The following is a 23,923-nucleotide window of genomic DNA, read 5'->3' as shown; positions in this document are numbered from 1 at the left end:
AGGGACCTCAAGCCGTTATCGCTGACATTCCGTAAACCGCCTGAGGCCCCCGCCTTCGCGGGGGCGCAGCATCTTTTGCTTACTCAATGCCCGCTGGGATCGATGGCGTTGTCCGGAATCCAGCCGTTGACGATGCCGCCGTCGATCGGCAGCGGCGTACCGACCACGTAGTCACCGGCGCGGCTGGCGAGGAAGATGGCGCCGCCGGCCATGTCCTCGATCGTGCCGATGCGCTTTGACGGAATACCCTTGGCCGAAGCCTCCGGGTTCTTGGCGGCCGCCTTGTTCATTTCCGACGGGAACGCGCCGGGGCAGATGCAGCTGGCGACGATCTGGTCCTTGATCAGGCGCGCGGCCATACGGCGGGTAAGATGGATCAGCGCGGACTTTGACGCCTGATAGCTGTAGGTTTCCCACGGATTGACGCGCAGGCCGTCCACCGAGGCGATGTTGATGACCTTGGCGGGCTGCTCCTTGCTGGCCGCAGCCTTGAGCAGGCCGTGCAGCTTCTGCGTCAGGAAGAACGGGGTCTTGACGTTGAGGTCCATGACCTTGTCCCAGCCCACTTCCGGGAAGTCTTCGAAGTCGGCGCCCCAAGCCGCGCCCGCATTGTTGACGAGGATGTCGAGCTTGCTTTCGCGGGCCGCGAGATCGGCGGCGAGTTGCTGGATGCCGGCGACGTTCGAGATGTCACCGGGAAGTGCGATGCACTTCTCGCCAAGGCGGGCGGCGGTTTCCTCGACCACGGCGGCCTTGCGGGCGGTGATGTAGACGCGCTCGCACCCGGCGGCGATGAAGCCTTCGGCGATCATCTCGCCAATCCCGCGCGAACCGCCGGTGACGACCGCAATGCGGCCTTCAAGGCTGAAGAGCTTGCTGAAATCCATGTGTTGTTCCCTTCCGACCTTTTCACCCGACCGTTGTACCTGCGTCCTTCGACAGGCTCAGGACGAGCGGATTTCTTATCCTACCTGATCCCGCTCATGCTGAGCCTGTCGAAGCATTACGCGCTGCGCCTGATCAATAACCGCTGAGCTGGGCCACGCGTTCGGCGTGGTAGTACTGGTCGCCCATGAATTCGGCGAGCGAACGGTCGCGCTTCATGTAGAGGCCGATATCGTATTCGTCGGTCATGCCGACGCCACCATGCATCTGCACGCCTTCGCGCACCGAGAGGTTGCAGGCCTTGGCGGCCTTGGCCTTGGCGACCGAGACCATGAGGTCGGCCTTCTCCGAATTGCCGTCGAGCAGCTGCTGCGCCTTGATCACGGCTGCTTCGGCGATCTCGAGTTCGGAATAAAGGTGCGCGGCGCGGTGCTGCAGCGCCTGGAATTCACCGATCAACTGGCCGAACTGCTTGCGCGTCTTGAGGTAGGCCGTGGTGATGTCGAACGCGCCCTGGCCCACGCCGGTCAGTTCGGCGGCAGCACCGATGCGCCCTGCGCGGATGACCTTGTTGAGCAGCTCGCGACCGCCATCGACTTCGCCGATCACGCAATCGCCATCGAGCTCGACATTGTCGAAGGTGACGTTGCTGGCCATCGCGCTGTCAACAAGGCGCAGGTTCTCGTGGGTCACGCCTGCGGCGTCCTTCGGCACCGCGAACAGGGTGATGCCGTCGTTGTCGGTGTCGCTGCCAGAGGTGCGGGCCGCGACGATGATCGCATCGGCTGACGCGCCCTGCACCACGAAGGCCTTGCGACCCTGCAGGCGGAAGCCGTTGCCGGCCTTCTCGGCCTTGCAGGCGATGCGTTCGGGGCGGTGCTTCGGGCCTTCATCGACCGCTACGGCGAGCACGCTGCCACCGGACAGAACGCCGGGGAGCCAGCGGCCGCGCAGTTCGTCCGAACCGCCGGACAGCGCCGTGACACCCATGACCGAGGTGGTCAGGAACGGCGACGGCGTCAGGTTGCGACCGATTTCGCGCAGGACGATGCCTGCTTCGACGTGGCCCATCGCCAAGCCGCCATCGGCCTCGGCGGCGAGCATGCCGGTGAGACCCATTTCGGCGAACTGCTTCCATAGGGCATGGCCGAAGCCGTCCTGGCAGTTGATGTCGCGATAGTGGCGCAGCTGCTTCTTGATGCCGCCCTCATCGGCCATGAAGCCGGTGACGGTCTCGGCCAGCATGGCCTGATCTTCGGTGTGGTAAAGGGGCATCGATCAGGCTCCCGGCAGTTCGAGAATGCGTTTGGCAACGACGTTGAGCATGACTTCGCTGGTGCCACCCTCGATCGAGTTGGCCTTGGTGCGCAGCCACGAGCGCGAGGGCGAGCCGCCGTTGGTGCGCTCGCTTTCCCATTCGAGCGCAGTCGCGCCGCCTGCCGACATCAGCAGTTCGTGGCGGCGCTTGTTCAGCTCGGTACCCGCGTACTTCATCATGTTGGGCTGTGCGGGATGGGCACGGCCGACCTTGGCCTCATCAAGGAACTTCTCGCCCATGCAGGCATAGGCCAGCGCATCGACATCGAACATGGCGAGGTCGGCGCGCAGGATCGGGTCTTCGAGACCATTGCGGGCAACGACTGCGCCGATGGCGTTGAGGCGGTCACCGCCGCCGGCGCCCGAGATCATCTCGCGCTCATGGCCGAGCAGGTACTTGGCGACGTCCCAGCCGCGGTTGAGTTCACCGACGATCTGGTTCTTCGGCACGACGACGTTGTCGAAGAAGGTTTCGCAGAAGGGCGAGTTGCCGCTGATCAGCTTGATCGGCTTGGTCGTCACGCCCGGGGTGGTCATGTCGAACAGCAGGAAGCTGATGCCCTGGTACTTGTTGGTCTTGTCCGTGCGGACGAGACAGAAGATCCAGTCGGCCTTGTCGGCGTAGGAGGTCCAGATCTTCTGGCCGTTGACGACCCAGTGATCGCCCTTGTCCTCGCCGAAGGTCTGCAGGGAGACGAGGTCCGAGCCCGAGCCGGGTTCGGAGTAGCCCTGGCACCAGCGGATTTCGCCGCGGGCGATCTGGTTGAGGTAGTGGACCTTCTGTTCCTCGGTGCCGAACTTCAGCAGCGCGGGGCCGAGCATCCAGATGCCGAAGCTGGAGAGCGGCGGACGGGCGCCGATCCGGGCGAGCTCTTCGCGCCAGATCTTGGCTTCCGCCGGAGACATGCCGGCGCCGCCGTAGGGCTTGGGCCAGTCGGGCACGGTGTAGCCCTTGGCCGCGCAGCGCTCCATCCAGGTCTTCTGCGCTTCGTTCTTGAACTGGAAGTTGCGTCCGCCCCAGCAGACATCGCCTTCGTCACGGACAGGCTCGCGCATCTCGGCAGGGCAGTTCTCTTCGAGCCAGGCGCGGATTTCCGCGCGGAAGGCATCAAGGTCAGACATGGCAATGCTCCTCTCTTAATCGGAAGGTTAAAGCGAGTCGCGACGGTCTGGCAAGCGGCTATTTGCGAGGCGTTTCCTGCGCTTTGGGGCAAGCCTCGCATGCCGTAGCGTCAACCGCATCGGCATTGACGGACGGTCTTTCGCGCCTAAGCTGACGTAAACGTAAAACGATAGAAAAGTGCTGGAGAGAAGGATGCGATTCAACGGCAAGACGGTCGTGGTGACCGGTGCGGCATCGGGAATCGGACGAGCGGCGGCCATCGCATTCGCTGCCGAGGGGGCAACGGTCTACGCTGCCGACATCGACGAGACGGGCCTTGTCGCAACCGCCAGCGCATCCAATGGCAAGGTCGTCACCGCGCGCTGCGACGTGACCCGGTGCGAGGACATCAAGGCGCTGATGGATCGCGCCGCGGCAGAGACCGGCGGCATCGATAGCGTGTTCAACAATGCCGGTGCCGGTGGCGACCGTGCCCCGATCGACGAGATCGAGCCGGAAGGCTGGGACCGGACCATGGACCTGCTGCTGCGCTCAGTGGCCTTCGGCATCCGTTATGCCGTGCCGCACATGATCGGGCGCAAGGGAGCTTCGTTCGTCAACACCTCGAGCGTGGCGGCGGTGAGTCCGGGCTATTCGCCGACGGCCTATGCCGTGGCAAAGGCCGGCGTGCTGCATCTCACCAAGGTTGCGGCGGCAGACCTCGCCAAGCACCAGATCCGGGTGAATGCGGTCCAACCCGGCTTCATCAACACCAATATCTTCACGGCGTCGCTGGAAATGCCTGCCGAACTCGAGGCGCAGGCCAAGGGCGCAATTGCCGCAATGTCGCAGCAGGCGCAGCCGGTGGCGCGTGGCGGGCAGCCGGAGGACATCGCGCAGGCGGTGCTGTTCCTTGCGAGCGAGGCGGCAGGCTTCGTCACCGGCACATCGCTGATAGTCGATGGCGGGATCACCATCGGGCCGCGCCATAGCTGGGACCCGAACATGCCAGGCCTGTTCGATGCGCTGCAGCAGATGGCAGAGAGCGGCAAGACCGCATGATCCCTGTCGACGGCCGTGTCCCCACTCGCCTTGCCCTCGCCAACGGGCTGGGCAGCGTCGCCTATGGGGTGAAGGACAACGGCTTCGCCACGTTCCTGCTGCTGTTCTACAATCAGGTGCTGGGCATGGATGCGCGGCTGGTCAGCCTGGCCCTGCTCATCGCCCTGGTGTTCGACGGACTGATCGACCCGATCGTCGGCCATTTCAGCGACCGCACCCGCACGGCATGGGGGCGACGACTGCCGTTCCTGTACCTTGCGCCGATTCCGCTGGGCTTTGCCTGGATATTCCTGTGGTCGCCGATCGGCGAGCCAAGCTTCGTCATGCTGCTGGTATCGGCAATCATGGTGCGCGCGCTGGTGGCGATGTGCGAGGTGCCTTCGGCGGCGCTGGTGGCGGAGATCAGCCGCGATTACGACGAGCGCACGCGCCTGACCCGCTTCCGCTTCCTGTTCTCGTGGGGCGGCGGGCTGCTGATGCTGCTGCTGGCCTATGGCGTGTTTTTGCCCGATGCCATGCTGGCGCGGGAAGGATACCGCAATTACGGGCTGTTCGGCGCAGGGCTCATGGTAACGTGCGTCCTCGCCTCGGCGATCGGACAACATCGTGCAGTGGCAGGCTGGCCGCAGGAGCGGGCAGGCCACGAAAAGAGCGCCCTCGCCTCGCTTGGCGAAATCCGCGAGAGCTTTTCGCACCCCGCCTGCCTGATCGTGATGGCAGGTATCGCCGCGGCTTTGACCTCGCAGGGCATCACCTTTGCGCTGTCCAACTACCTCTATCTCTACGTCTGGAAGTTCACGCCGACTGCCCTGCAGGCCTTCCCGTTCCTGCTGTTCGCGAGCGTGGTCGGTGCCTCGACGCTGGTCGGGCGCGCGCAAAAGCGCTGGGGCAAGGCCGGAACGGTGATGCGCATGGCGCCGGTCGGCATGGTGTTCTGGGCAGGGCCGCTGGTGCTGCGCTGGCTTGGCCTTTGGGCACCGGACGGGACCACGGCCTCGCTCGGCATGATGTTCGCCTGTACGCTCCTGTCCAACACCTTCACCGTTACGGGCACGATGACCTTGTGGTCGATGGTCGCCGACGTCGTCGAAGCATCGGAGGAGCAGACCGGACGGCGTTCGGAAGGGACGCTTTCCGCAGGAGCGTTTCTGGCATCGAAGTGCGCGGGCGGACTTGGCGTGTTCGCAACCGGCTTGCTGCTGAGCTACGCAGGCCTTGAGGCGAATACACCGCCGGATGCGGTCCTGCCCGAAGTGACCTATCGCCTGAGCCTTGCCTACGCCACGAGCATAGCGGTGCTGGCAGCGCTTACCGCCTTCGTCGTGCGGCGCTTTCCGATCGACCGGGCGGCGCATCAGGCCCGGCTCGAGCGGCTGGATCAGGTGGCCAGGGCAGATCCCGATGCTGCCGGGCTTCACCCGTGACACAACAATGATCCCGATCAAGGACATGACTTAATCGGTCACTTAATTTCCGCTTGAATTCACCGTCTGCCCGATGAAGACTGCCGGGCAAGCAAGGAGAGGCCCATGGATTTCGAACCGACCGACCGCCAGAAGTACTGGCGTGACCGCGTCCGCCAGTTCATCGAAGACAACGTTCGCCCGCGCCACAAGGAATACAAGGCCGAGGCCGGGACTGCCGACCGCTGGAAGGTGCTGCAGGTCGTCGAACAGGAGAAGGCCAAGGCCAAGGCGGCCGGAATCTGGAACCTGTTCATGCCGCCGCGCAACGGCGGGCATCATCACGTAGAGGAAAGCTTCCAGTTCGAGGGCCCCGGCCTGACCAACCTCGAATATGCCCTCTGTGCCGAGGAAATGGGGCGCATCGGCTGGTCGAGCGAAGTGTTCAACTGCTCCGCGCCCGACACGGGCAACATGGAAGTGTTCCACCGCTACGGCACACTGGAACAGAAGGAGCAGTGGCTGCGCCCGCTGATGAACGGCGAGATCCGTTCGGCCTTCCTGATGACCGAGCCGGGAGTAGCATCCTCGGATGCCACCAACATCGAGACCTCGATCCGCCGCGAGGGCGACGAATACGTGATCAACGGGCGCAAGTGGTGGTCGTCCGGCCTTGGCGATCCGCGCTGCAAGATCGCGATTGTCATGGGCAAGACCGATTTCGAGGCCAAGCGTCATCAGCAGCAGTCGATGGTGCTGATGCCGATCGACAGCCCCGGCGTCGAAATCATCCGCCATCTGCCGGTGTTCGGCTATGACGACGCGCCGCATGGCCACATGGAAGTGGTGATGAAGGATGTCCGCGTGCCGGCCTCCAACATCCTGCTTGGCGAAGGGCGTGGCTTCGAGATCGCGCAAGGTCGCCTCGGGCCGGGCCGCATCCACCACTGCATGCGCACGATCGGCGTGGCCGAGGAAGCGATTGCCAAGATGGCCAAGCGCCTGCAATCGCGCGTGGCCTTCGGCAAGCGTGTGGCCGATCAGTCGATCTGGGAATGGCGCATCGCCCAGGCCCGCATCGACATCGAGATGACCCGCCTGCTCTGCCTGAAGGCGGCGGACATGATGGACAAGGTCGGCAACAAGTCAGCCGCGCTCGAAATCGCGATGATCAAGGTCCAGGCGCCGCGCATGGCGCTGCGCATCATCGACGATGCGATCCAGGCCCACGGCGGCGGCGGCGTTTCGGAAGACTTCGGCCTGGCCGAAGCCTATGCCCACCAGCGCACGCTTCGCTTGGCGGATGGTCCGGACGAAGTGCACGCCCGTGCCATTGCCCGTATCGAGTTCGCGCGCCATTCCGAAATGCCCTCGGGTGACCGTGGCTTCAGCTCGGGCGATCTGGGCGTGGCCCGGTAAGGAGAGAGAAGATGAAAGCCGCCGTACTCGTCGAACCGGGCAAGCCGCTCGAAATCCAGGACCTGACCGTTTCCAAGCCGGGTCCGCATGAAGTGCTGATCCGTACGGCCGCCTGCGGGCTGTGCCATTCGGACCTGCACTTCATCGAAGGCGCCTATCCGCACCCGCTGCCTGCAGTTCCGGGACACGAGGCGGCGGGGATCGTCGAGGCGGTCGGTTCGGAAGTGCGGACCGTGAAGGTGGGTGACGCAGTCGTCACCTGCCTTTCGGCGTTCTGCGGACATTGCGAGTTCTGCGTGACCGGTCGCATGTCGCTGTGCCTTGGCGGCGACACGCGGCGCGGGGCCGGGCAGCCCCCTCGCCTCACTCGGACGGATGATGGCAGCACCGTCAACCAGATGCTGAACCTCTCGGCCTTTGCCGAACAGATGCTGGTGCACGAACATGCCTGCGTTGCCATCACGCCCGACATGCCGCTCGACAGGGCTGCGGTGATCGGCTGTGCGGTAACCACTGGTGCCGGCGCGGTGTTCAACGCCGCCAAGCTGACCCCCGGCGAGACGATCTGCGTGGTCGGCTGTGGCGGTGTGGGGCTGGCGACGGTGAACGCTGCGAAGATCGCGGGTGCCGGACGGATCATCGCGGTCGATCCCATGCCGGAGAAGCGTGAACTTGCGCTCAGGCTCGGTGCGACCGATGCGATCGACGCCGGCCCGGATGCGGCCAAGGAAATCGTCGAGATGACCAAGGGCGGGGTACACCACGCCATCGAGGCGGTGGGTCGTCCAGCCTCGGGCGATCTGGCGGTCGCCTCGCTGCGGCGCGGCGGTACGGCGACGATCCTCGGCATGATGCCGCTGAACCACAAGGTCGGTCTTTCGGCGATGGACCTGCTTTCGGACAAGAAGCTGCAGGGCGCGATCATGGGGGGCAACCACTTCCCGGTGGACCTGCCGCGTCTGGTCGACTTCTACATGCGCGGGCTGCTCGATCTCGACACGATCATTGCCGAGCGCATTCCGCTGGAAGGCATCAACGACGGGTTCGAGAAGATGAAGCAGGGCCACTCGGCCCGCTCGGTCATCGTGTTCGGCCAATGAGCGGGGCACCGATCGACGCACAGGCGGCGTTTACCGGCACGGTCGTGCCCGAAGGCGCCGACAAACTTGACGAAGCGGCGCTGACCCGCTGGTTCGAAGAGAACGTGGACGGCTTCCAAGGGCCGCTGAGCGTTTCAAAGTTCAAGGGTGGCCAGTCGAACCCGACCTACAAGATCGACAGTCCGTCCGGCCCATACGTTCTGCGCCGCAAGCCGTTCGGCAAGCTGCTGCCCTCGGCCCATGCAGTCGATCGCGAGTACAAGGTTCAGGCCGGACTGGCGGGAACCGGCTTTCCGGTTGCCCGGCAATACGGCCTGTGCACAGACGACAGCGTGATCGGTTCGTGGTTCTACGTGATGGGCTGCGTCGACGGGCGGACGATCTGGGACGGCGCCATGCCCGGGGCAACTCCGGAGTTCCGGCGTGCGACCTACGACGCGATGGTCGATACGCTGGCGGCGTTGCATTCGATCGATGTCGAGGCAGCCGGACTTTCCGACTTCGGCAAGCCCGGCAACTACTTCGGCCGTCAGGTCGATCGCTGGACCAAGCAGTATCGGCTTTCCGAAACCGAGACGATGCCGGCAATGGAGCGGCTGATCGAATGGCTGCCGGCGACCCTGCCCGAGCAGACGCGGACCAGCGTGGTCCACGGCGACTATCGCATCGACAACATGATCTTCCATCCGAGCGAGGCGAAAGTCGTCGCCGTGCTCGACTGGGAACTGTCGACGCTGGGCGATCCAATGGCGGACTTCACCTATTTCTGCACGGCCTGGGTGCAGGACAATGGCGGCCGTTCCGGCGTGCAGGATCTTGACCGCAAGGCCCTTGGCATTCCCGAACTGGATGACGTTGTCGCCCGCTATTGCGAGAAGACCGACCGTGACGGACTTCCCGATCTCGACTGGTACATTGCCTACAACTTCTTCAGGCTTGCCGGCATCATCCAGGGCATCAAGAAACGCGTTATCGACGGTACCGCCTCCAGCGCGCATGCCAAGGCGATGTCCGAGCGAGTGCAGCCGCTTGCCGATCTGGCACTGAGCTATGCCATCAAGGCAGGGGCCTGAAGCCCGGTTCTATTTGTAAAATATAGGAATTTCTAGTGGCGCAGTTCCCTGCATCAGGGGAGTGCGCCCTCACTCCGCACAGGTTTTGTCTTGATTTCAACGCCTTGTCGGCTTGGCGATCTGATCGAATGGCAGAACCCGGCGTTAACCTTTCCGAAAGCTTGTAATATCCGTAGTTTAACGTAGAATACTTCCATAACAGCACTAATCTGTTTGGATGTGGTTCTGTCAGTCGTTCGAATCTGACGCAATAATTAGAAATGAAGTCAGACAATGACTTGGCAGTCCTGGGGGCGCAGATGCACTTGCAGAGTGCATAAATAGAAAATGAATTTTCCTTCATTGTCTATTCAACTTCGTACTCAGGAAGCGAATAAAATGCTTATGGCTCCGTTTGGAAGACCGGAAACTGGCCGGCGAGAGCGCTCGCGGCCGACTTTGCCCGAGGATGCCGTGAACGACGACGCCCGTACGGATATCGTTGTTCGAATGGCTCTGGTAGGTGAGGCCAGTTCTTCGGCTTTACTTGTGTGGTCGGAGCTTTTGCACCGGGACATCGCCATCTGCCGCGCGTCCGAGAACTACCTCGCCGACATATCGCCGCAGCGCTTCTTCTACGATGTACTGATCATTGCCGGAAACGATACCAAGCGCATCAAGAGACTGCTGCGTTACTACGCCCCCGCGCTGGCGTTGAAGCCGAAGATCGCGCTTGCCCGGACCAGTTCGCCCTCCGAACGCGCCGCGCTGCTGCGTGCGGGCTTCGACGACGTTTTCGATACCCGGATGCCCATGCCCGAAGCGCAGGCCAGAATGCGAGCCCTGGTCGAACGCTATGGATTGGCTCGGCTCGGCCATGGCGCTTCGGTGGAACGGGTTGCTTCGAACGATCAGGAACGGCATTTTGCCCAAGCCCCATCCGGCCGGGAAAGAGCCGTGTTCGAACTGCTGCTTGCCGCGAAGGGAAGCGCCGTGCCCGCCCGGTCTCTGGCGCGGGCACTTGGCCGGGAGGAACCGCTGAAGCCGGCCACGATCAAGGTCATCGTATCGGCCTTGCGCAAGAAGCTTCGCGAAGGCGCGGACATTCGCAGCGACCGGCAGAGCGGCTATGCGCTGAGCCTGCCCACAGAGAACTGAGCCCTTGCCGGCCCTGCCTTTCAAAGACGGGCCGGCAAATGCGTTCAGGCTGCTTCGGACTTCGCCTCTGCACGCTCCGCGTTGAGCGCTTCGGCGAGAAGGAAAGCCAGTTCGATCGATTGGGCAGCGTTCAGACGCGGATCGCAATGCGTGTGATAGCGATCTGCCAGGCCTTCCTGCGTGATCGCCACTGCACCGCCCGTGCACTCGGTCACGTCGCGGCCGGTCATCTCGATATGGATGCCGCCGGCATGCGTGCCCTCGCTGCGGTGGACGGCAAAGAAGCCCTTCACTTCGGTGAGGATGCGGTCGAACGGGCGGGTCTTGTAGCCGTTGTCGGCCTTGATCACGTTGCCGTGCATCGGATCGCACGACCAGACCACCGGATGGCCTTCGCGCTTGACCGCGCGCACCAACGGAGCAAGCCCTGCTTCCACCTTGTCATGGCCAAAGCGGCTGATCAGGGTCATGCGGCCTGGCTCGCGCCCGGGATTGAGCGTGTCCAGCATCCGCAGCAGCGCATCCGGGGTCAGCGACGGACCGCACTTCATGCCGATCGGGTTGTTCACGCCGCGCAGGTATTCGACATGGGCCGAACCTTCGAAACGGGTGCGATCGCCGATCCACAGCATGTGGGCGCTGGTGTCGTACCATTCGCCGGTCAGCGAATCCTGGCGTGTCATGGCCTCTTCATACTGGAGCAGCAGGGCTTCGTGGCTGGTGTAGAAGCTGGTTCCCTGCAGCTGCGGCACGGTACGCGGATCGACACCGCAGGCTTCCATGAAGTCGAGCGCTTCGCCGATCTTGTCGGCCGTCTCGGCAAACTTCGTGGCCCACGGGCTCTTGCCGATGTGGTCGAGCGTCCACTGATGGACCTGGCGCAGGTTGGCATAGCCACCGGTCGAGAACGCGCGCAGCAGGTTGAGCGTAGCTGCGGCCTGGCTGTAGGCACGCAGCATGCGCTCGGGATCGGGGATGCGCGATTCCGGCGTGAATTCGATGCCGTTGATGTTGTCGCCAAGGTAGCTCGGCAGTTCGACATCGCCGATCTTCTCGACCGGCGAAGAGCGCGGCTTGGCGAACTGGCCGGCCATGCGACCGACCTTCACGACAGGCTGCTTGCTGGCAAAGGTCAGGACGACCGCCATCTGCAGCAACACGCGGAAGGTATCGCGGATGTTGTTGGGATGGAATTCGGCAAAGCTCTCGGCGCAGTCGCCGCCCTGAAGCAGGAAACCCTTGCCTGCGGCGACCTGTGCGAGATCTGCCTTGAGGGCACGTGCCTCGCCAGCAAAGACCAGCGGCGGAAAGCTCGTAAGAGTCTTCTCGACCCCGTTCAGCTTTTCGGCGTCGGGATAGGTCGGCAAATGCCGTCCTTCATACGCACGCCACGAATCCGCAGTCCAGTTCTGTGCCACTTTCCATTCCTTTCAAGAGGCGCGCCCATACGCGCACCACGCAAGAAATGCAAAGGAAGGCTTGCGATCACGGCAATCGGATATCGCAGTCACGGCGGGAGGCGACGCTAGGGGGTAATCCCTAGCCTGCGCATGAGGATGTTTTGGTGGACCGGCAGTTAACCCTCTGCGCCCACCAAAGGTCCGCCCCGCATCGATGCCTGCCCTCCGCCGCCTTCTGCAATCCCTTGCCCGGAACCGCCAAGGCAACATCCTGCCGCTATCGGCCATGGCGATCTTCGCGGTTGCCGCGCTGATCGGCGGCGCCATCGACATCAGCAGGGCGTGGCGAACGCAGACAAGGTTGCAGGCAGCATGCGATGCGGGCGTTCTGGCGGGCCGCCGCGCGGTGACGACGAACGGCTTCGATGCCACGGCAAGATCACAGGCAGAGAACTACTTCTTCGCAAACTTCGACGAGGCACATCAGGGATCTCGCGACACGGCTTTCGCGCCCGAATCCGCCGACCGGGGCGGCAGCATCGATGCCGTGGCGACAACGACGCTGCCGCCGTTGATGATGCAGTTGTTCGGATTTGCCGGCTTTGACCTCAGCGTGCGCTGCACGGCATCGATGGGCGTGGGCAACAGCGACATCATGATGGTGCTGGACACGACAGGTTCGATGAGCTGGCAGCTGGCCGGATCGACCCAGACCAGAATCGAGGCGCTGCGCGCGGCGATGAAGAACTTCTACGCCACCGTCGAGGCATCGCTTTCCGGCACGAATGCCCGCGTGCGTTATGGTTTCGTGCCCTACAGCTCGTCGGTCAACGTCGGCGCGCTCCTGCGCAATCTCGACCCGAGCTACCTTGTCGACAGCTGGACCATCCAGTCGCGGCGGGCGGTCTATCGCACGGTGCAGACCACCACCGGATACAGCGCACCGGTCAGGACGACCGGATCGGGCACCAGCAGCACAAGCTACAGCAATTACTCGTCATTCTCGAGCACGCGCTACAACAACTCGACGCAATGCAGCAGAGCCCTGCCGGCAAACACGGCCTGGGCGAACAACGGGTCTTCGACGACCACGACGCAGACGCGAACCAACAGTTCGGGCCAGCGCGTGACCACCACGACTGTGACGCAGCCGCAGCGCCTGACCGAGTACGCCTGCAGCTCCTCGGGCGGTTCGGGCTGGGGGATCATCTGGCGTTATGCCTATCGCGATTCCTACTCCTATACCTACGACACGGAAAACCCCATCCAGACCAGCTCGCAGGTCTTCGACCGCTGGGACTATCTCCCAGTCACTTATGACACGAGCCGCTTCAAGAATTTCGAGAGCGTCTCGACGCCAACCGGCGATAACGGAGCACTGGTCTCGTCGACCTGGGCCGGTTGCATCGAGGAACGATCGACCGTCTCGGAGCCGAGCTTCACCTGGTCCACTCTGGGCGGCTTTACCCCTGCAGGTGCGCAGGACATGGAGATCGACCTGGCGCCGGACAGCTCGGCGGGGAGCAAGTGGGCGCCGATGTGGCCCAATGTCGCCTATATCCGCACGGTGACCTCCAACGGCGTCGTATACATGAACAGCGCCTCGCCTTCCTCAACCGGACAGCAGGCGCAGTCGTTCTGCCCGACGCCAGCCCGCCTGCTTTCGACGATGAACAGCAGCGCATTCAGTGCCTTTGCGGATTCTCTCGTGGCGCAGGGCGCGACCTATCACGACATCGGCATGGTCTGGGGCGCGCGCCTCGCCTCGCCCGACGGCCTGTGGTCCAGCAATGTCCGGGAGCCACCCGCGAACGGCGGCGAGGTTTCGCGGCACATGATCTTCATGACCGACGGGGAAATGGCGCCGTCCTACGCCATCCAGTCAGCTTGGGGGATCGAGTTCCATGACAGACGCGTCACCGACGATGGGTACAGCGAAGATGCTGCCCGCCACAACTCGCGGTTCCTTGCCCTGTGCGAGGCCGTGAAGGCCAAGGGCATCCGGATTTGGGTCATTGCTTTCGCACAAGCAATGACGTCCGAACTTCAGGCCTGCTCCTCGACCGACAGCGCCTTCACCGCCGCCAATGCGAGCCAACTGGATGCTGCATTCCAGGCGATTGCCAAGCAGGTCGGCGAACTGCGGGTGGTGCAATGAGTGGCGCCTGTCTTTTCAGGGACAAGAGCGGATCGACGATCGTCGAGTTCGCGATCGTCGTCCCTCTGTTCCTCGTGCTGCTCATTGGCATCATGGATGTCGGGCAGATGGTCTATGGCAAAGCCGTGCTGACCGGTGCGGTCCACCGTGCCGCGCGCGATTCCTCTCTGGAGACGCGCAACACCAGCGAAGCCGACGCCACCGTACTGGAGGCCATCCGCCCGGTCCTGCCCGGTGTGAAGATCACGACAAGTCGGACCAGCTATTACGACTTCGCCGACGTTGGCCGTGCCGAGAAGTGGAACGACAAGAACGCCAACGCGCTGTGCGATGCGGGCGAGACCTACACCGACGAAAACCGCAACGGCCAATGGGACGAGGACGTTGGGCAGAAGGGCAGTTCCGGCTCTGCCAACGACGTCGTCGTCTATCAGGTGACCGCGAAGTTCAAGCCGGTGTTCCAGGTACCGTTCCTGCCGCGCCTGTGGGCAGAACGGTCGCTTCAGGCGACGGCGGTCACCAAGAACCAGCCGTTCGGCAACCAGACCTCCTATGGCGCAACGGCAGGGAGCTGTCCGTGAGGCGGGCAATCCGGACACTGCGTGCGCTTGCGAAGCGTCAGGACGCGGTCTCGACGGTCGAGTTTGCGCTGGTGGTGCCGCTGTTCATGATTCTTGGCATGTACGGTGCCGAGATCGCCTGGCTTAATGCTGCATCAATGGAGGCGAGCCAGGTTGCCCTGGCGCTGGCAGACAACGCTTCGCGCCTCGGCCAGACGGATAACAGCGGGGTAACGCCGACGATAACGACAGGCGATGTGGAATCGGTGCTCAAGGGCGCGCTGGAGGAAGGGTCCAACATCGAACTGGGCGATAACGGGCGGGTCATTCTCTCCAGCCTCGAGGTTCACCCGGTGACCGGGAAGCAATACCTCCACTGGCAGCAATGCATGGGCAATGGCCGGCAGAACTCGAGGTTCGGCAAGCCCGACCTGACCGGCAACTCGCTTGCGCTTGTTGCCTCAGGCATTTCGCTGGGCAACCGGCGGATAAGCTCTCCCAACCGGAGCGCGGTCATGGTTGCCGAAGTCTGGTACGAGTATCACGGTCTGTTCGGAACGATGTTCGTCAAGCCGATCACCATCCACGAGCAGGCAGCAGTCATCGCGCGCGACGACCGCAATGTGAGTCCCGGCCTCAGCGGTGCAACAGCCAGGATTGCCTGCTGACGCGCCTATCGCTTCTCCGGCACCACTTCCAGCCGCCAGCTCTTGTCCGCCTTGAGGTATCGCTGGGCGAGGGCCTGCATCCGCTCGGGCGTGGTCTGGCTGTAGTCGGACAGGATCGTGCGGATGGCAGCGATCTTGCGCGGATCGTAGGCAGCGCCTTCAAGCTGGAACATGTAGAACCCGTTGCCGGTGCTGGCCCGCGTGATCAGCTGCTTGAGGGGTTCGGTCACGCGCGCAATCTCGTCTGCCGTCGGTGGCGTAGCGACGAGGTCAGCCGCGATCTTGTCGGCCGCGGCGAAGAACGTGTCGAAATCGCCGGGACGCAACTGGACCATGGCAGAAATGTAACCGCCCGAGGGCAAATCGAGAGGCCAGTTTGAACCGACCTGCGGCGCATAGCTTGCGCCAACCTTCTCGCGCATCGCATCGAACAGGCGATTGTTGAAGATCTGCGCGAGAATTTCGAGTTGGCGGCTTTCGCGCACGCCTGCCTGTCCGCCGCCAGTGGGCCATGCGATGACCGCAGCCGCCTGCCCCGGATCGCCACGATGCGTCAGCACGAGAGGTTCCGTGTTGTGCGCGGGGATGTTGGGCGCGAGCGTAGCAGAGGGAGCCGGCGCGCGGACCGGCAGGGCGCCAAAGGTCTTTTCCAGAGCTGCCAGCGCCTGCTCGCGCGTGAAATCGCCGAACATGTCGATCTCGATCGGGCCTTGGGCAAGCAGCGGCTCCCACGCCTTGCGGAAGCCCTCGGGCGTGACCTTTTCCAATTCGGCCGGATTGGGCGTGGCATAGCGGGGATCGCCATCACGCAGCAACCAGTTGAGATCGCGATTGAGCACCGCCATCGGCGCCGCGTTGAAGCTTTCGTATTGCAGCTTCGCCGCAGCCTTGGCCCGCAGGACCGGATTGGGGTCCCACCGCGGCATGCCGAGCTTGGCCGCCATCAGATAGAGCTGGTCGGTCAGGTCGGCCGGACGCGTATCGGCGGACAGGACGAAGGCAGTATCGTCTATGTTGAAATCGAGGCTGAGCTTGCGACCGGTGGCAAGGCGATCGAGATCGTCCCGCCCGAGCGCACCGATCCCGCTGTCCATCAGCGCGACTTCGCCGATCGGACCGTAGACTGCATCCTGCGGCGCAATGGCGGAGTAGCCACCGCCGAAACGAGCCTTGACGATGATCCGCCCCGGCTCTGCATCATTCGGCCAGAGCAAGACGCGCACCCCGTTGGACAGTTCGACCTGCTCGATGCCGAGAAGGCCGATCGGGCGCGCACTGGCAACGGTGCCGGGGGTGCCGACCGGCGGCAGGTCGGCAAATTTCAGCGCATTGGCGGCAACGCGGCTTTCCGATGCAGCCTTGACCGGCGCGGTCAGTGCTGCGCGCAGCGATGCCTCGTCCGCTTCGCCCGACTTGGGCGTGATCATCATCGGGCGCACGACCGTGCCCTTGAACAGGGCCCGGGTGTGATCGAGCACCGCCTGCGGCTTGAACAGCGGGATCGACCGCTTGAAGATGTCGTACACCGTATCGGGATTGGCCACGGTCTCACGGATATCGACCGCGTTGACGATGTCATCGGCAGCCTTCGATCCGGCAATGGTCGACTGGGTTTCGACCGATACCTTGAACGCGACCTCGAACTCGGCAACTTCGCGGTCGATCTCTTCCTGCGAAGGCGGCGTGGCCAGCGCATCGGCGATGACCGCGCGGACATCGGTGACCGCACTCTTCCAGTCCTCGCCAAGCGGGGTGACGGTCACGATCGTGGCATCGGCCGAGCGCGACAGCTCCTGCTTCATCTCGTCGACCGAGGCGACGAGATAGCTGCCGCCGCCACGCGCCCGCGCCTCGAGCCGCCGGTTGATCAGCGCCAGGGCCAGACGGTCGATCATCAGCCCCTGATTGTAGACAATGGTGTCGTTGACCTTGGTCCATGGGCGCAGGATCGCCCAGTTGACCAGACGCGGCAGGTCCGGCTCCACGAGAACCTTGGCCTCGCCCACCGGGTTGGCAGGGTTGATGCCGGCCGGGGCCACAGGCTTGCCGAAGTCAGGCTGAAGCGGCTTCTTGCCGGCGATCTTCCAGCCGCCGAACCACTGCTCGATACGCGCAACCAGCGTTGCCGGATCCGCGTCACCCGCAACCACGATCACCGTGTTGTCCGGGCGATACCACTTGTCGTGGAATGCCTTTACGGCTGCGGCATCGGCGGCCTCGAGCGTCTGCACGGTGCCGATCGGACTGCGCGAGGCAAGCAGCTGGCCCTTGAAGAACAGGCCGCGCGTTTCATCGAGCACGCGCGATTGCGGGCTGGTCCGTTCGCGCATCTCGGCGAGCACGATCGGCACTTCGGTCTTCACCCCGTGATCGGTGAAGATCGGCGCGGTGATCATGCCCGAAAGCAGCTTGAACGTCTCGTCCAGCTTGGGCGCAGTCGCGTTCGGAATGTCGAGCTTGTAGACCGTCTGCGTCGGGCTGGTCTCGGCATTGGTGTCGCTGCCGAACGTCGCGCCGAGGCGCTGCCAGGTCGGGATGGTCTCGCCTTCCTTGAGATACTTCGATTCGCGGAAGGTCAGGTGCTCGATAAGGTGGGCGTAGCCGCGCTGCGCTTCGGTCTCGTACATGGAACCGGCATCGACCAGCACGCGGATCGAGACCTGTTCAGGCGGCACGCCGCTGTGGCGCACGGCATAGCGGATGCCGTTGGGCAGGACACCGAATGTCCACGCCTTGTCCTGCGGCACGTCCGAGCCCTTGTAGAGCCACGGGGCAGAGGATTTCGCTGCTGTGGCCGGAGCCTTTGCAGGCGCTTCGGCGACCACGGGGGCCGCCGAAACCAGCAGGAGGGAGAGGAACAGGCCGAAGCGCCGGGCGCGCGTGTTACGGGATCGCATCGGCTGACTATAGGAAGCCTTCCGATGAAGGACCAGTGAATAGACCCGTTACTGTTGGGGTGCGGCCTGAGCCGGTTGTGCGGGCTGACTTGCCGCTTGTGCCGCGCGCATCGCCTCGACTTCGGCAGAGGTCTTGAAGTCAACGAGTTCGACCTGGAACACGAGATCCGCGTTCGCGCCGATCGGGCCCGAACCTTCCGCGCCATACCCGAGCGCCGAGGGGACGCACAGCCGCATCAGGCCGCCCTTCGGAAGCAGTTTCAGGCCTTCCGAGAAGCCGGGGATCACGCCGTCGACAGGGAACGCTGCCTGGGTGCCCTGATCGAAGACCTCGCCATTGGCGGCGAGATACCCCACGTAATTGACCAGCACGTAGTCGCCCTTGGCCGGCTTCGCCCCTTCGGCGGCCTTCAGCACCATCGTGCCGAGCCCGCTGGCGGTCTTTGCCGTGCAGAGCCGCTGTGCGGGCGATACCACGGGATTGAGCGGCATGGGTATGGCGACGGCCGACGGCGCCACGGGCTTCGCTGCAGGGGCCGCAGCATGAAGGGCCGAAGCGCCCGCAGAGCAGACGATGATGACGGGGGCGATGCGGCCGAGCGCATGGATCAACTTGGTCATGCCCTCGCCTTAGCGGGCCTTCGGGCAATGCGCCATGAGACCTTGCGCTGAAACTGCGCAAAACCCGGCCCTTCCGGCACTTGACCCGGCAAACGACCGGCCTACATGCGAATCATGTTCATCGAGACCGAAACCACTCCGAACCCCGCCACGCTCAAGTTCCTGCCGGGCGAGCAGGTCATGGCCAGCGGAACGCGCGAGTTCACATCGCCCGAGGCCGCCGAGGCATCGCCTCTTGCCCAGGCGTTGTTCGACCTTGGCGACGTCACCGGCGTGCTGTTCGGACGTGACTTTGTTTCGGTAACGGCGGCACCCGGCGTCGAATGGGCGAGCCTGAAGCCCCAGGTGCTTTCGATCCTGCTCGACCATTTCGTGAGCCAGGCACCGCTATTCGTCGGCGGATCGGCTGCGGGCATCGCCGTGCCGGCTGATACAGACGATGAATTTGCCGATGATCCCGCCGATGCCGACATCATCGACCAGATCAAGGACCTGATCGAGACCCGCGTGCGGCCCGCTGTCGCCAACGATGGTGGCGACATCATCTACAAGGGCTTCCGCGAGGGCGTGGTCTACCTCCAGATGCAGGGTGCCTGCTCGGGTTGCCCGTCTTCGACGGCAACTCTCAAGAACGGGATCGAAAGCCTGCTCAAGCACTACGTCCCCGAGGTCAGCGAAGTCCGCGCGGCCTGATCGCCCTGCCCATGCGCAAGCTGGTCATCGATTGCGCCACGGAAGCCTGTTCGGTCGCACTGATCGAGAACGGCACGCTGCTTGCGGGCGATTTTGCACTGCTCGGTCGCGGCCATGCCGAACGGCTCGTTCCGATGATCGCCGGCCTCCCCGGCAAGGGGCGTGCGGATGTCATCGCGGTTGACGTGGGCCCCGGAAGTTTTACCGGCATCCGCGTCGGACTTGCCGCGGCACGCGCACTGGCGCTGGCCTGGGGCGCGAGGCTGGAAGGCTTCGAAAGCCTTGCTCTCGTGGCGGCCATGGCCCTTGCGCAACGTCCCGGACAACCGGTCGACGTTTGCATGACCGGCGGACATGGTGAATGGTTTTTCCAGCCTTTCGACGCTGGATGCGTGCCGCTGGGCGAAGTCGTTTCCCTGAAGCCTGCCGATGCGATCGCACGCTCCTGCGCGCCGCTGGTCGCGGGCAGTCAGGCTGTGGCGCTGGCCAACGGTCGCTCCGACGTCGATGCATTGGACCTGCGGCCTGACGCCAGACAGGCGCACCTCCTCGCTCCCGCCGAACTCCACGGCGATCCCCGCCCCCGGTACGGTCGCGCGCCCGACGCGCGGTTGCCCTCGGCCGCCTGAATCAGTTTCCGGACCCAGACCATGACCTTGCCGCAAGACGACATCGACAGGATCATGGCAGTAATGGAACAGGCCTTCCCGCCGGAATACGGCGAGGCATGGAACCGCCGTCAGGTAAGCGACGCCCTCCTGCTAGGTAATTGTCGCTATGGCTTGATTGCCGCAGACGGCAGCATGCAACTTGAAGAAACGTCCGAATCCGCTGGATTCTTCATGAGTCGCTCCGTACTCGATGAAGAGGAATTGCTACTTTTCGCAATCTCTCCAAAGTATCGCCGCAAAGGACTGGGCCACCGCCTGCTCGCCCAGTTCATCGCAACGGCAAAGGCTGCAGGAATGCAGAGAGTTTTCCTCGAGATGAGGAAGGACAATCCGGCGGCGTTTCTCTATGCATCCCATGGTTTCCGCGAAGTCGGGCTGAGACCGGGCTACTATCGTACGCCTGGCGGCGGCAGAATCGATGCGATCAGCCAGGAACTGACTTTGGACAATTGACCGGTTACTTTCGTTCGGATTCCATGACCTTGGCTGGATTAAAAATCCTTCACCCAATCGGTTGTATCTTCGCGGGATAGGACTATAGATGTGACCTGGATCACCAAACCAGTTGCCAGTCCAGAAACCCTGCCCTGGAACCAACAAAAAGAAGGCCGGTGTGCAATGAGTGAAATTCAGAACGATATGCGGGAGACCCTGATCACCCTCACCTCTGACATCGTTGCAGCTCACGTGAGCAACAACAGTGTCTCGGTCAGCGATCTGCCGACCCTGATTTCGAACGTCTATTCGGCTCTTGCCGGTCTCGAAAAGCCGGTGGTCGAAGAAGAGGCTGCGCCGGAACCTGCCGTTTCGATCCGCGCTTCGGTCAAGAACGATCACATCGTCTGCCTTGAAGATGGCAAGAAGCTGAAGATGCTCAAGCGTCACCTCGCCACGCGCTACAACATGACGCCGGAACAGTATCGCGCTCGCTGGAATCTTCCCGCCGATTATCCGATGGTCGCTCCGGCCTATGCCGAGAAGCGTCGTGAACTGGCGAAGAAGATCGGCCTCGGTCGCAAGCCTGCTCCCAAGCGCGGCCGCAAGACCGCAGCCTGAAGCACACGCGATCCTGTGCGCAACACGATTGCGCGCGGTTGAAGATTCGGCCCGCCGGTCTATAGATCGGCGGGCCGATCCTTTTACGACGAGTACCCAGTGCACCAAGCGATCGACATCGAAGCTCTCTGCGCCGAGCGTGGCCTGCGCATCACTGACCAGCGCCGCACGATCGCGCGCGTCCTGTCGGAGAGCGACGATCATCCCGATGTGGAGAAACTGCACGAGCGGGCATCGGCCATCGACTCGCGTATCTCGATCGCGACGGTCTATCGCACGGTGCGCCTGTTCGAAGAGGCCGGCATTCTCGACCGGCACGATTTCGGCGACGGCCGCGCCCGTTACGAAGCGACGCCGGAAGCGCACCACGATCACCTGATCGACGTCGAGACCGGCAAGGTCATCGAATTCGTCGATCCCGAACTCGAACAGCTCCAGCGCCAGATCGCGGAAAAGCTCGGCTACCGCCTGGTCGATCACCGCATGGAGCTTTACGGCGTGAAGCTTGAACGCGACGGCTGACGCCATCGCCCGTCCGGCAATCTCGCTTGCCGGACGTCTGCGCATCGTCCTGCGGCTTGCCGCGATGCTGCTACTGCTGCTCGTTTGCGTGCCGCTCTACTACGTCTGGCGGGTTATGCGACTGCACAATCCATGGCCGCGCATATTCCTCGGCGGCATTGCTCGCATCGCCGGGGCGCGTGTCACGATCACCGGCGCGCCCTCGCGCAAGGGCGCTTTCCTGCTTTCGAACCATGTGAGTTGGCTGGACATTCCGGTCATCTCGGGCGCAAGCGGCAGTGCCTTCGTCGCGCACTCGGGGTTGGCTGATGTCGGCCTGCTCAAATGGCTGTGCGAAATGAACGACACGGTGTTCGTGGCGCGACATGAACGGCGCTCTGTTCACGCACAAGTTGAACAGGTGCGCGCGGCACTGACCGATACGGGTGCCCTGACGGTATTTCCCGAAGGCACCACCAGCGACGGGCTGGGCCTCCTGCCCTTCAAGTCCTCGCTGCTGTCAGCCCTTGATCCGCCTCCGCCCGGCATCGCTATCCAGCCGGTGTGGCTCGATTACGGGCCCGACGTTGCTGCCATGGCATGGGTCGGCGAAGAGCATGGGCTGGACAACTTTCTCAAGATTCTCGCCCGGCGCAGACCGATACCGGTCACCGTGCATTTCCTTGCGCCCCTCACGGCGGAAGAAACAGCCAACCGCAAGGTCATGGCCACTGCTGCGCGCGAACGGATCCTGCAGGCGATAAGCGCCACGCGTTAGACAAAGCGTCCCGAATCCCTTATCGGCGCGGCCATGGCTACCACCCCTGCCCCCAAGACTTTCCGCGTCAAAAGCTTCGGCTGCCAGATGAACGTCTATGACGGCGAACGCATGTCCGAACTGCTCGCCGCCGATGGCATGTCTCCCGCTCTTGAAGGCGAAGATGCCGACCTTGTGGTCCTCAACACCTGCCACATCCGCGAGAAGGCAACCGAAAAGGTCTATTCCGACATCGGTCGCTTGCGCCGCGAGGATGGTTCCGCGCCGTTGATCGCCGTTGCCGGTTGCGTCGCACAGGCCGAAGGCGAGGAAATCATGAGCCGCGCACCGAGCGTGAAGGTCGTGGTCGGCCCTCAGTCCTATCACCGCCTGCCGGAAATGGTCGCCGACGCCGCCGCTGGCAAGCGCGCGACCGAGACCGACATGCCCGCCGAGGCCAAGTTCGCCGCCCTGCCCAAGCGGCGCAAGTCTGCCCCCACCGCGTTCCTCACGGTTCAGGAAGGCTGCGACAAGTTCTGCACTTATTGCGTCGTGCCCTACACCCGAGGCGCGGAAATCAGCCGTCCTTTTGCCGATCTGGTGGAAGAAGCAAAGTTGCTCGTGGCAGGCGGTGCGCGCGAGATCACCCTGCTCGGCCAGAACGTCAATGCCTGGACCGGCGAAGATGACAAGGGCCGCAGCATCGGTCTTGATGGATTGGCGCGCGTACTCGCCGCCGACCCGGACCTCAAGCGCATCCGCTATACCACCAGCCATCCCAACGACATGACCGACGGGCTGATCGCCGCCCATGGCGAACTTGAGAAGCTGATGCCCTTCCTCCACCTGCCGGTGCAGGCGGGCAGCGACCGTGTGCTCAAGGCAATGAACCGCAGCCACACCGCCGACAGTTACCTCAAGCTGCTCGAACGCATTCGCGCCGCCCGTCCGGACATCGCGCTTTCGGGCGATTTCATCGTCGGTTTCCCCGGGGAAACCACTTCCGAATTCGAGGAAACGCTGCATCTGGTCGATGCCGTCGGCTATGCGCAGGCGTTCAGCTTCAAGTATTCCGCCCGCCCTGGCACACCCGCCGCGACGATGCCGGACCATGTGCCTGCGGTCGTGATGGACGAACGCTTGCAGCGCCTGCAAGCCGCGCTCAACCGGGACCAGTTGGCCTTCAATCAGGCCAGCGTCCGCAAGACCTGCGAAGTTCTGGTCGAGCGCAAGGGCAAGCATCCCGGCCAGTGGCTCGGCAAGTCCCCTTGGCTGCAATCGGTGCACTTCACGGGCGAAGCCGAGATCGGCCAGATAGTTACGGTGAAGCTTGTGGAAGCAGGCCCGAACTCGATTGCGGGTCAGCTCGTCTAAAACGGCTGTGCAAAGTCTGCGTGCGCGTCTTGTGCGCGCAACAACCGTTCCTATGCTCTGAATCAGGCC

Annotated in this window: 22 protein-coding genes; 16 read left to right on the top strand and 6 right to left on the bottom strand. The window is 63.5% G+C overall.

The features are described from left to right. Window positions 1-83: 83 nt before the first annotated feature. The 3 genes from I2488_RS06275 to I2488_RS06265 form a co-directional block, all read right to left on the bottom strand. Window positions 84-887 (bottom strand): SDR family oxidoreductase, encoded by an 804-nt coding sequence (locus I2488_RS06275; protein WP_196274940.1) that lies wholly within the window; start codon window positions 885-887, stop codon window positions 84-86. Window positions 888-1,020: 133 nt separating this feature from the next. After that, complete coding sequence (locus I2488_RS06270; protein WP_196274939.1) at window positions 1,021-2,160, bottom strand: acyl-CoA dehydrogenase family protein; 1,140 nt, start codon at window positions 2,158-2,160, stop codon at window positions 1,021-1,023. A gap of 3 nt (window positions 2,161-2,163) precedes the next feature. Beyond that, window positions 2,164-3,324, bottom strand: a complete 1,161-nt coding sequence (locus I2488_RS06265) for an acyl-CoA dehydrogenase family protein (RefSeq protein ID WP_196274938.1) — start codon at window positions 3,322-3,324, stop codon at window positions 2,164-2,166. Window positions 3,325-3,517: 193 nt separating this feature from the next. Between I2488_RS06265 and I2488_RS06260 the strand changes: the two genes are divergently transcribed. The 6 genes from I2488_RS06260 (at window position 3,518) to I2488_RS19785 (ending at window position 10,498) form a co-directional block, all read left to right on the top strand. Further along, window positions 3,518-4,366, top strand: coding sequence for an SDR family NAD(P)-dependent oxidoreductase (locus tag I2488_RS06260; protein ID WP_196274937.1), 849 nt, complete (start codon window positions 3,518-3,520; stop codon window positions 4,364-4,366). Continuing rightward, on the top strand, window positions 4,363-5,790 hold the full coding sequence (locus I2488_RS06255) for an MFS transporter (protein WP_196274936.1): 1,428 nt from the start codon (window positions 4,363-4,365) through the stop codon (window positions 5,788-5,790). Before I2488_RS06260 ends, I2488_RS06255 begins: the two co-directional genes overlap by 4 nt. A 105-nt stretch (window positions 5,791-5,895) precedes the next feature. After that, complete coding sequence (locus I2488_RS06250; protein ID WP_196274935.1) at window positions 5,896-7,188, top strand: acyl-CoA dehydrogenase family protein; 1,293 nt, start codon at window positions 5,896-5,898, stop codon at window positions 7,186-7,188. Window positions 7,189-7,199: 11 nt separating this feature from the next. After that, on the top strand, window positions 7,200-8,288 hold the full coding sequence (locus I2488_RS06245) for a Zn-dependent alcohol dehydrogenase (RefSeq protein WP_196274934.1): 1,089 nt from the start codon (window positions 7,200-7,202) through the stop codon (window positions 8,286-8,288). After that, complete coding sequence (locus I2488_RS06240) at window positions 8,285-9,361, top strand: phosphotransferase family protein (RefSeq protein ID WP_196274933.1); 1,077 nt, start codon at window positions 8,285-8,287, stop codon at window positions 9,359-9,361. The genes I2488_RS06245 and I2488_RS06240 overlap by 4 nt, the downstream gene beginning before the upstream one ends. A 453-nt stretch (window positions 9,362-9,814) precedes the next feature. Next, a complete protein-coding gene (locus I2488_RS19785) occupies window positions 9,815-10,498 on the top strand; it encodes a winged helix-turn-helix domain-containing protein (RefSeq protein ID WP_196274932.1) in 684 nt (227 codons plus the stop codon). A gap of 44 nt (window positions 10,499-10,542) precedes the next feature. On the opposite strand, the gene I2488_RS06230 is transcribed toward I2488_RS19785, so the two are convergent. Further along, on the bottom strand, window positions 10,543-11,916 hold the full coding sequence (locus tag I2488_RS06230) for a class II 3-deoxy-7-phosphoheptulonate synthase (RefSeq protein WP_196274931.1): 1,374 nt from the start codon (window positions 11,914-11,916) through the stop codon (window positions 10,543-10,545). A 196-nt stretch (window positions 11,917-12,112) separates the two neighbouring features. On the opposite strand from I2488_RS06230, the gene I2488_RS06225 reads away from it, so the two are divergent. Genes I2488_RS06225 through I2488_RS06215 form a run of 3 tightly spaced genes read left to right on the top strand, consistent with a single transcriptional unit; the run spans window position 12,113 to window position 15,284 of the window. Next, the gene (locus I2488_RS06225; RefSeq protein WP_196274930.1) at window positions 12,113-14,056 is read left to right on the top strand and encodes a TadE/TadG family type IV pilus assembly protein; all 1,944 of its coding nucleotides are present in this window, start codon (window positions 12,113-12,115) and stop codon (window positions 14,054-14,056) included. Continuing rightward, the gene (locus I2488_RS06220) at window positions 14,053-14,637 is read left to right on the top strand and encodes a TadE/TadG family type IV pilus assembly protein (protein WP_196274929.1); all 585 of its coding nucleotides are present in this window, start codon (window positions 14,053-14,055) and stop codon (window positions 14,635-14,637) included. The genes I2488_RS06225 and I2488_RS06220 overlap by 4 nt, the downstream gene beginning before the upstream one ends. Further along, window positions 14,634-15,284, top strand: coding sequence for a TadE/TadG family type IV pilus assembly protein (locus I2488_RS06215; protein ID WP_343070996.1), 651 nt, complete (start codon window positions 14,634-14,636; stop codon window positions 15,282-15,284). The genes I2488_RS06220 and I2488_RS06215 overlap by 4 nt, the downstream gene beginning before the upstream one ends. Before the next feature lie 5 nt (window positions 15,285-15,289). Here the strand turns inward: I2488_RS06215 and I2488_RS06210 are convergent, their stop codons facing one another. Both I2488_RS06210 and I2488_RS06205 read right to left on the bottom strand, forming a co-directional pair. After that, window positions 15,290-18,181, bottom strand: a complete 2,892-nt coding sequence (locus tag I2488_RS06210; RefSeq protein WP_196274928.1) for a M16 family metallopeptidase — start codon at window positions 18,179-18,181, stop codon at window positions 15,290-15,292. Between the two features lie 48 nt (window positions 18,182-18,229). Next, entirely contained in the window at window positions 18,230-18,802 is a 573-nt protein-coding gene (locus I2488_RS06205) for an FKBP-type peptidyl-prolyl cis-trans isomerase (RefSeq protein ID WP_196274927.1), read from the bottom strand. 114 nt (window positions 18,803-18,916) lie between these two features. Here I2488_RS06205 and I2488_RS06200 point away from each other — a divergent pair, with 114 nt between their 5' ends. The 7 genes from I2488_RS06200 (at window position 18,917) to miaB (ending at window position 23,854) form a co-directional block, all read left to right on the top strand. Further along, the gene (locus I2488_RS06200) at window positions 18,917-19,495 is read left to right on the top strand and encodes a NifU family protein (RefSeq protein WP_196274926.1); all 579 of its coding nucleotides are present in this window, start codon (window positions 18,917-18,919) and stop codon (window positions 19,493-19,495) included. Window positions 19,496-19,506: 11 nt separating this feature from the next. After that, window positions 19,507-20,124, top strand: a complete 618-nt coding sequence (gene tsaB, locus I2488_RS06195) for a tRNA (adenosine(37)-N6)-threonylcarbamoyltransferase complex dimerization subunit type 1 TsaB (protein WP_196274925.1) — start codon at window positions 19,507-19,509, stop codon at window positions 20,122-20,124. Between the two features lie 63 nt (window positions 20,125-20,187). Beyond that, entirely contained in the window at window positions 20,188-20,619 is a 432-nt protein-coding gene (locus tag I2488_RS06190; RefSeq protein ID WP_246465518.1) for a GNAT family N-acetyltransferase, read from the top strand. A gap of 165 nt (window positions 20,620-20,784) precedes the next feature. Continuing rightward, a complete protein-coding gene (locus I2488_RS06185; RefSeq protein WP_196274923.1) occupies window positions 20,785-21,222 on the top strand; it encodes a Ros/MucR family transcriptional regulator in 438 nt (145 codons plus the stop codon). Between the two features lie 99 nt (window positions 21,223-21,321). Continuing rightward, the gene (locus I2488_RS06180) at window positions 21,322-21,744 is read left to right on the top strand and encodes a Fur family transcriptional regulator (RefSeq protein ID WP_084278251.1); all 423 of its coding nucleotides are present in this window, start codon (window positions 21,322-21,324) and stop codon (window positions 21,742-21,744) included. Continuing rightward, window positions 21,728-22,501, top strand: a complete 774-nt coding sequence (locus I2488_RS06175; protein ID WP_196274922.1) for a lysophospholipid acyltransferase family protein — start codon at window positions 21,728-21,730, stop codon at window positions 22,499-22,501. Before I2488_RS06180 ends, I2488_RS06175 begins: the two co-directional genes overlap by 17 nt. A 33-nt stretch (window positions 22,502-22,534) precedes the next feature. Further along, a complete protein-coding gene (gene miaB, locus I2488_RS06170; RefSeq protein ID WP_196274921.1) occupies window positions 22,535-23,854 on the top strand; it encodes a tRNA (N6-isopentenyl adenosine(37)-C2)-methylthiotransferase MiaB in 1,320 nt (439 codons plus the stop codon). Window positions 23,855-23,923: the final 69 nt, after the last annotated feature.

The organism is Novosphingobium jiangmenense, from assembly GCF_015694345.1.
Lineage (GTDB): Bacteria > Pseudomonadota > Alphaproteobacteria > Sphingomonadales > Sphingomonadaceae > Novosphingobium > Novosphingobium jiangmenense.
Note: the sequence above shows the minus strand (reverse complement) of the source record. Positions and strands in the feature narration are given on the sequence as shown.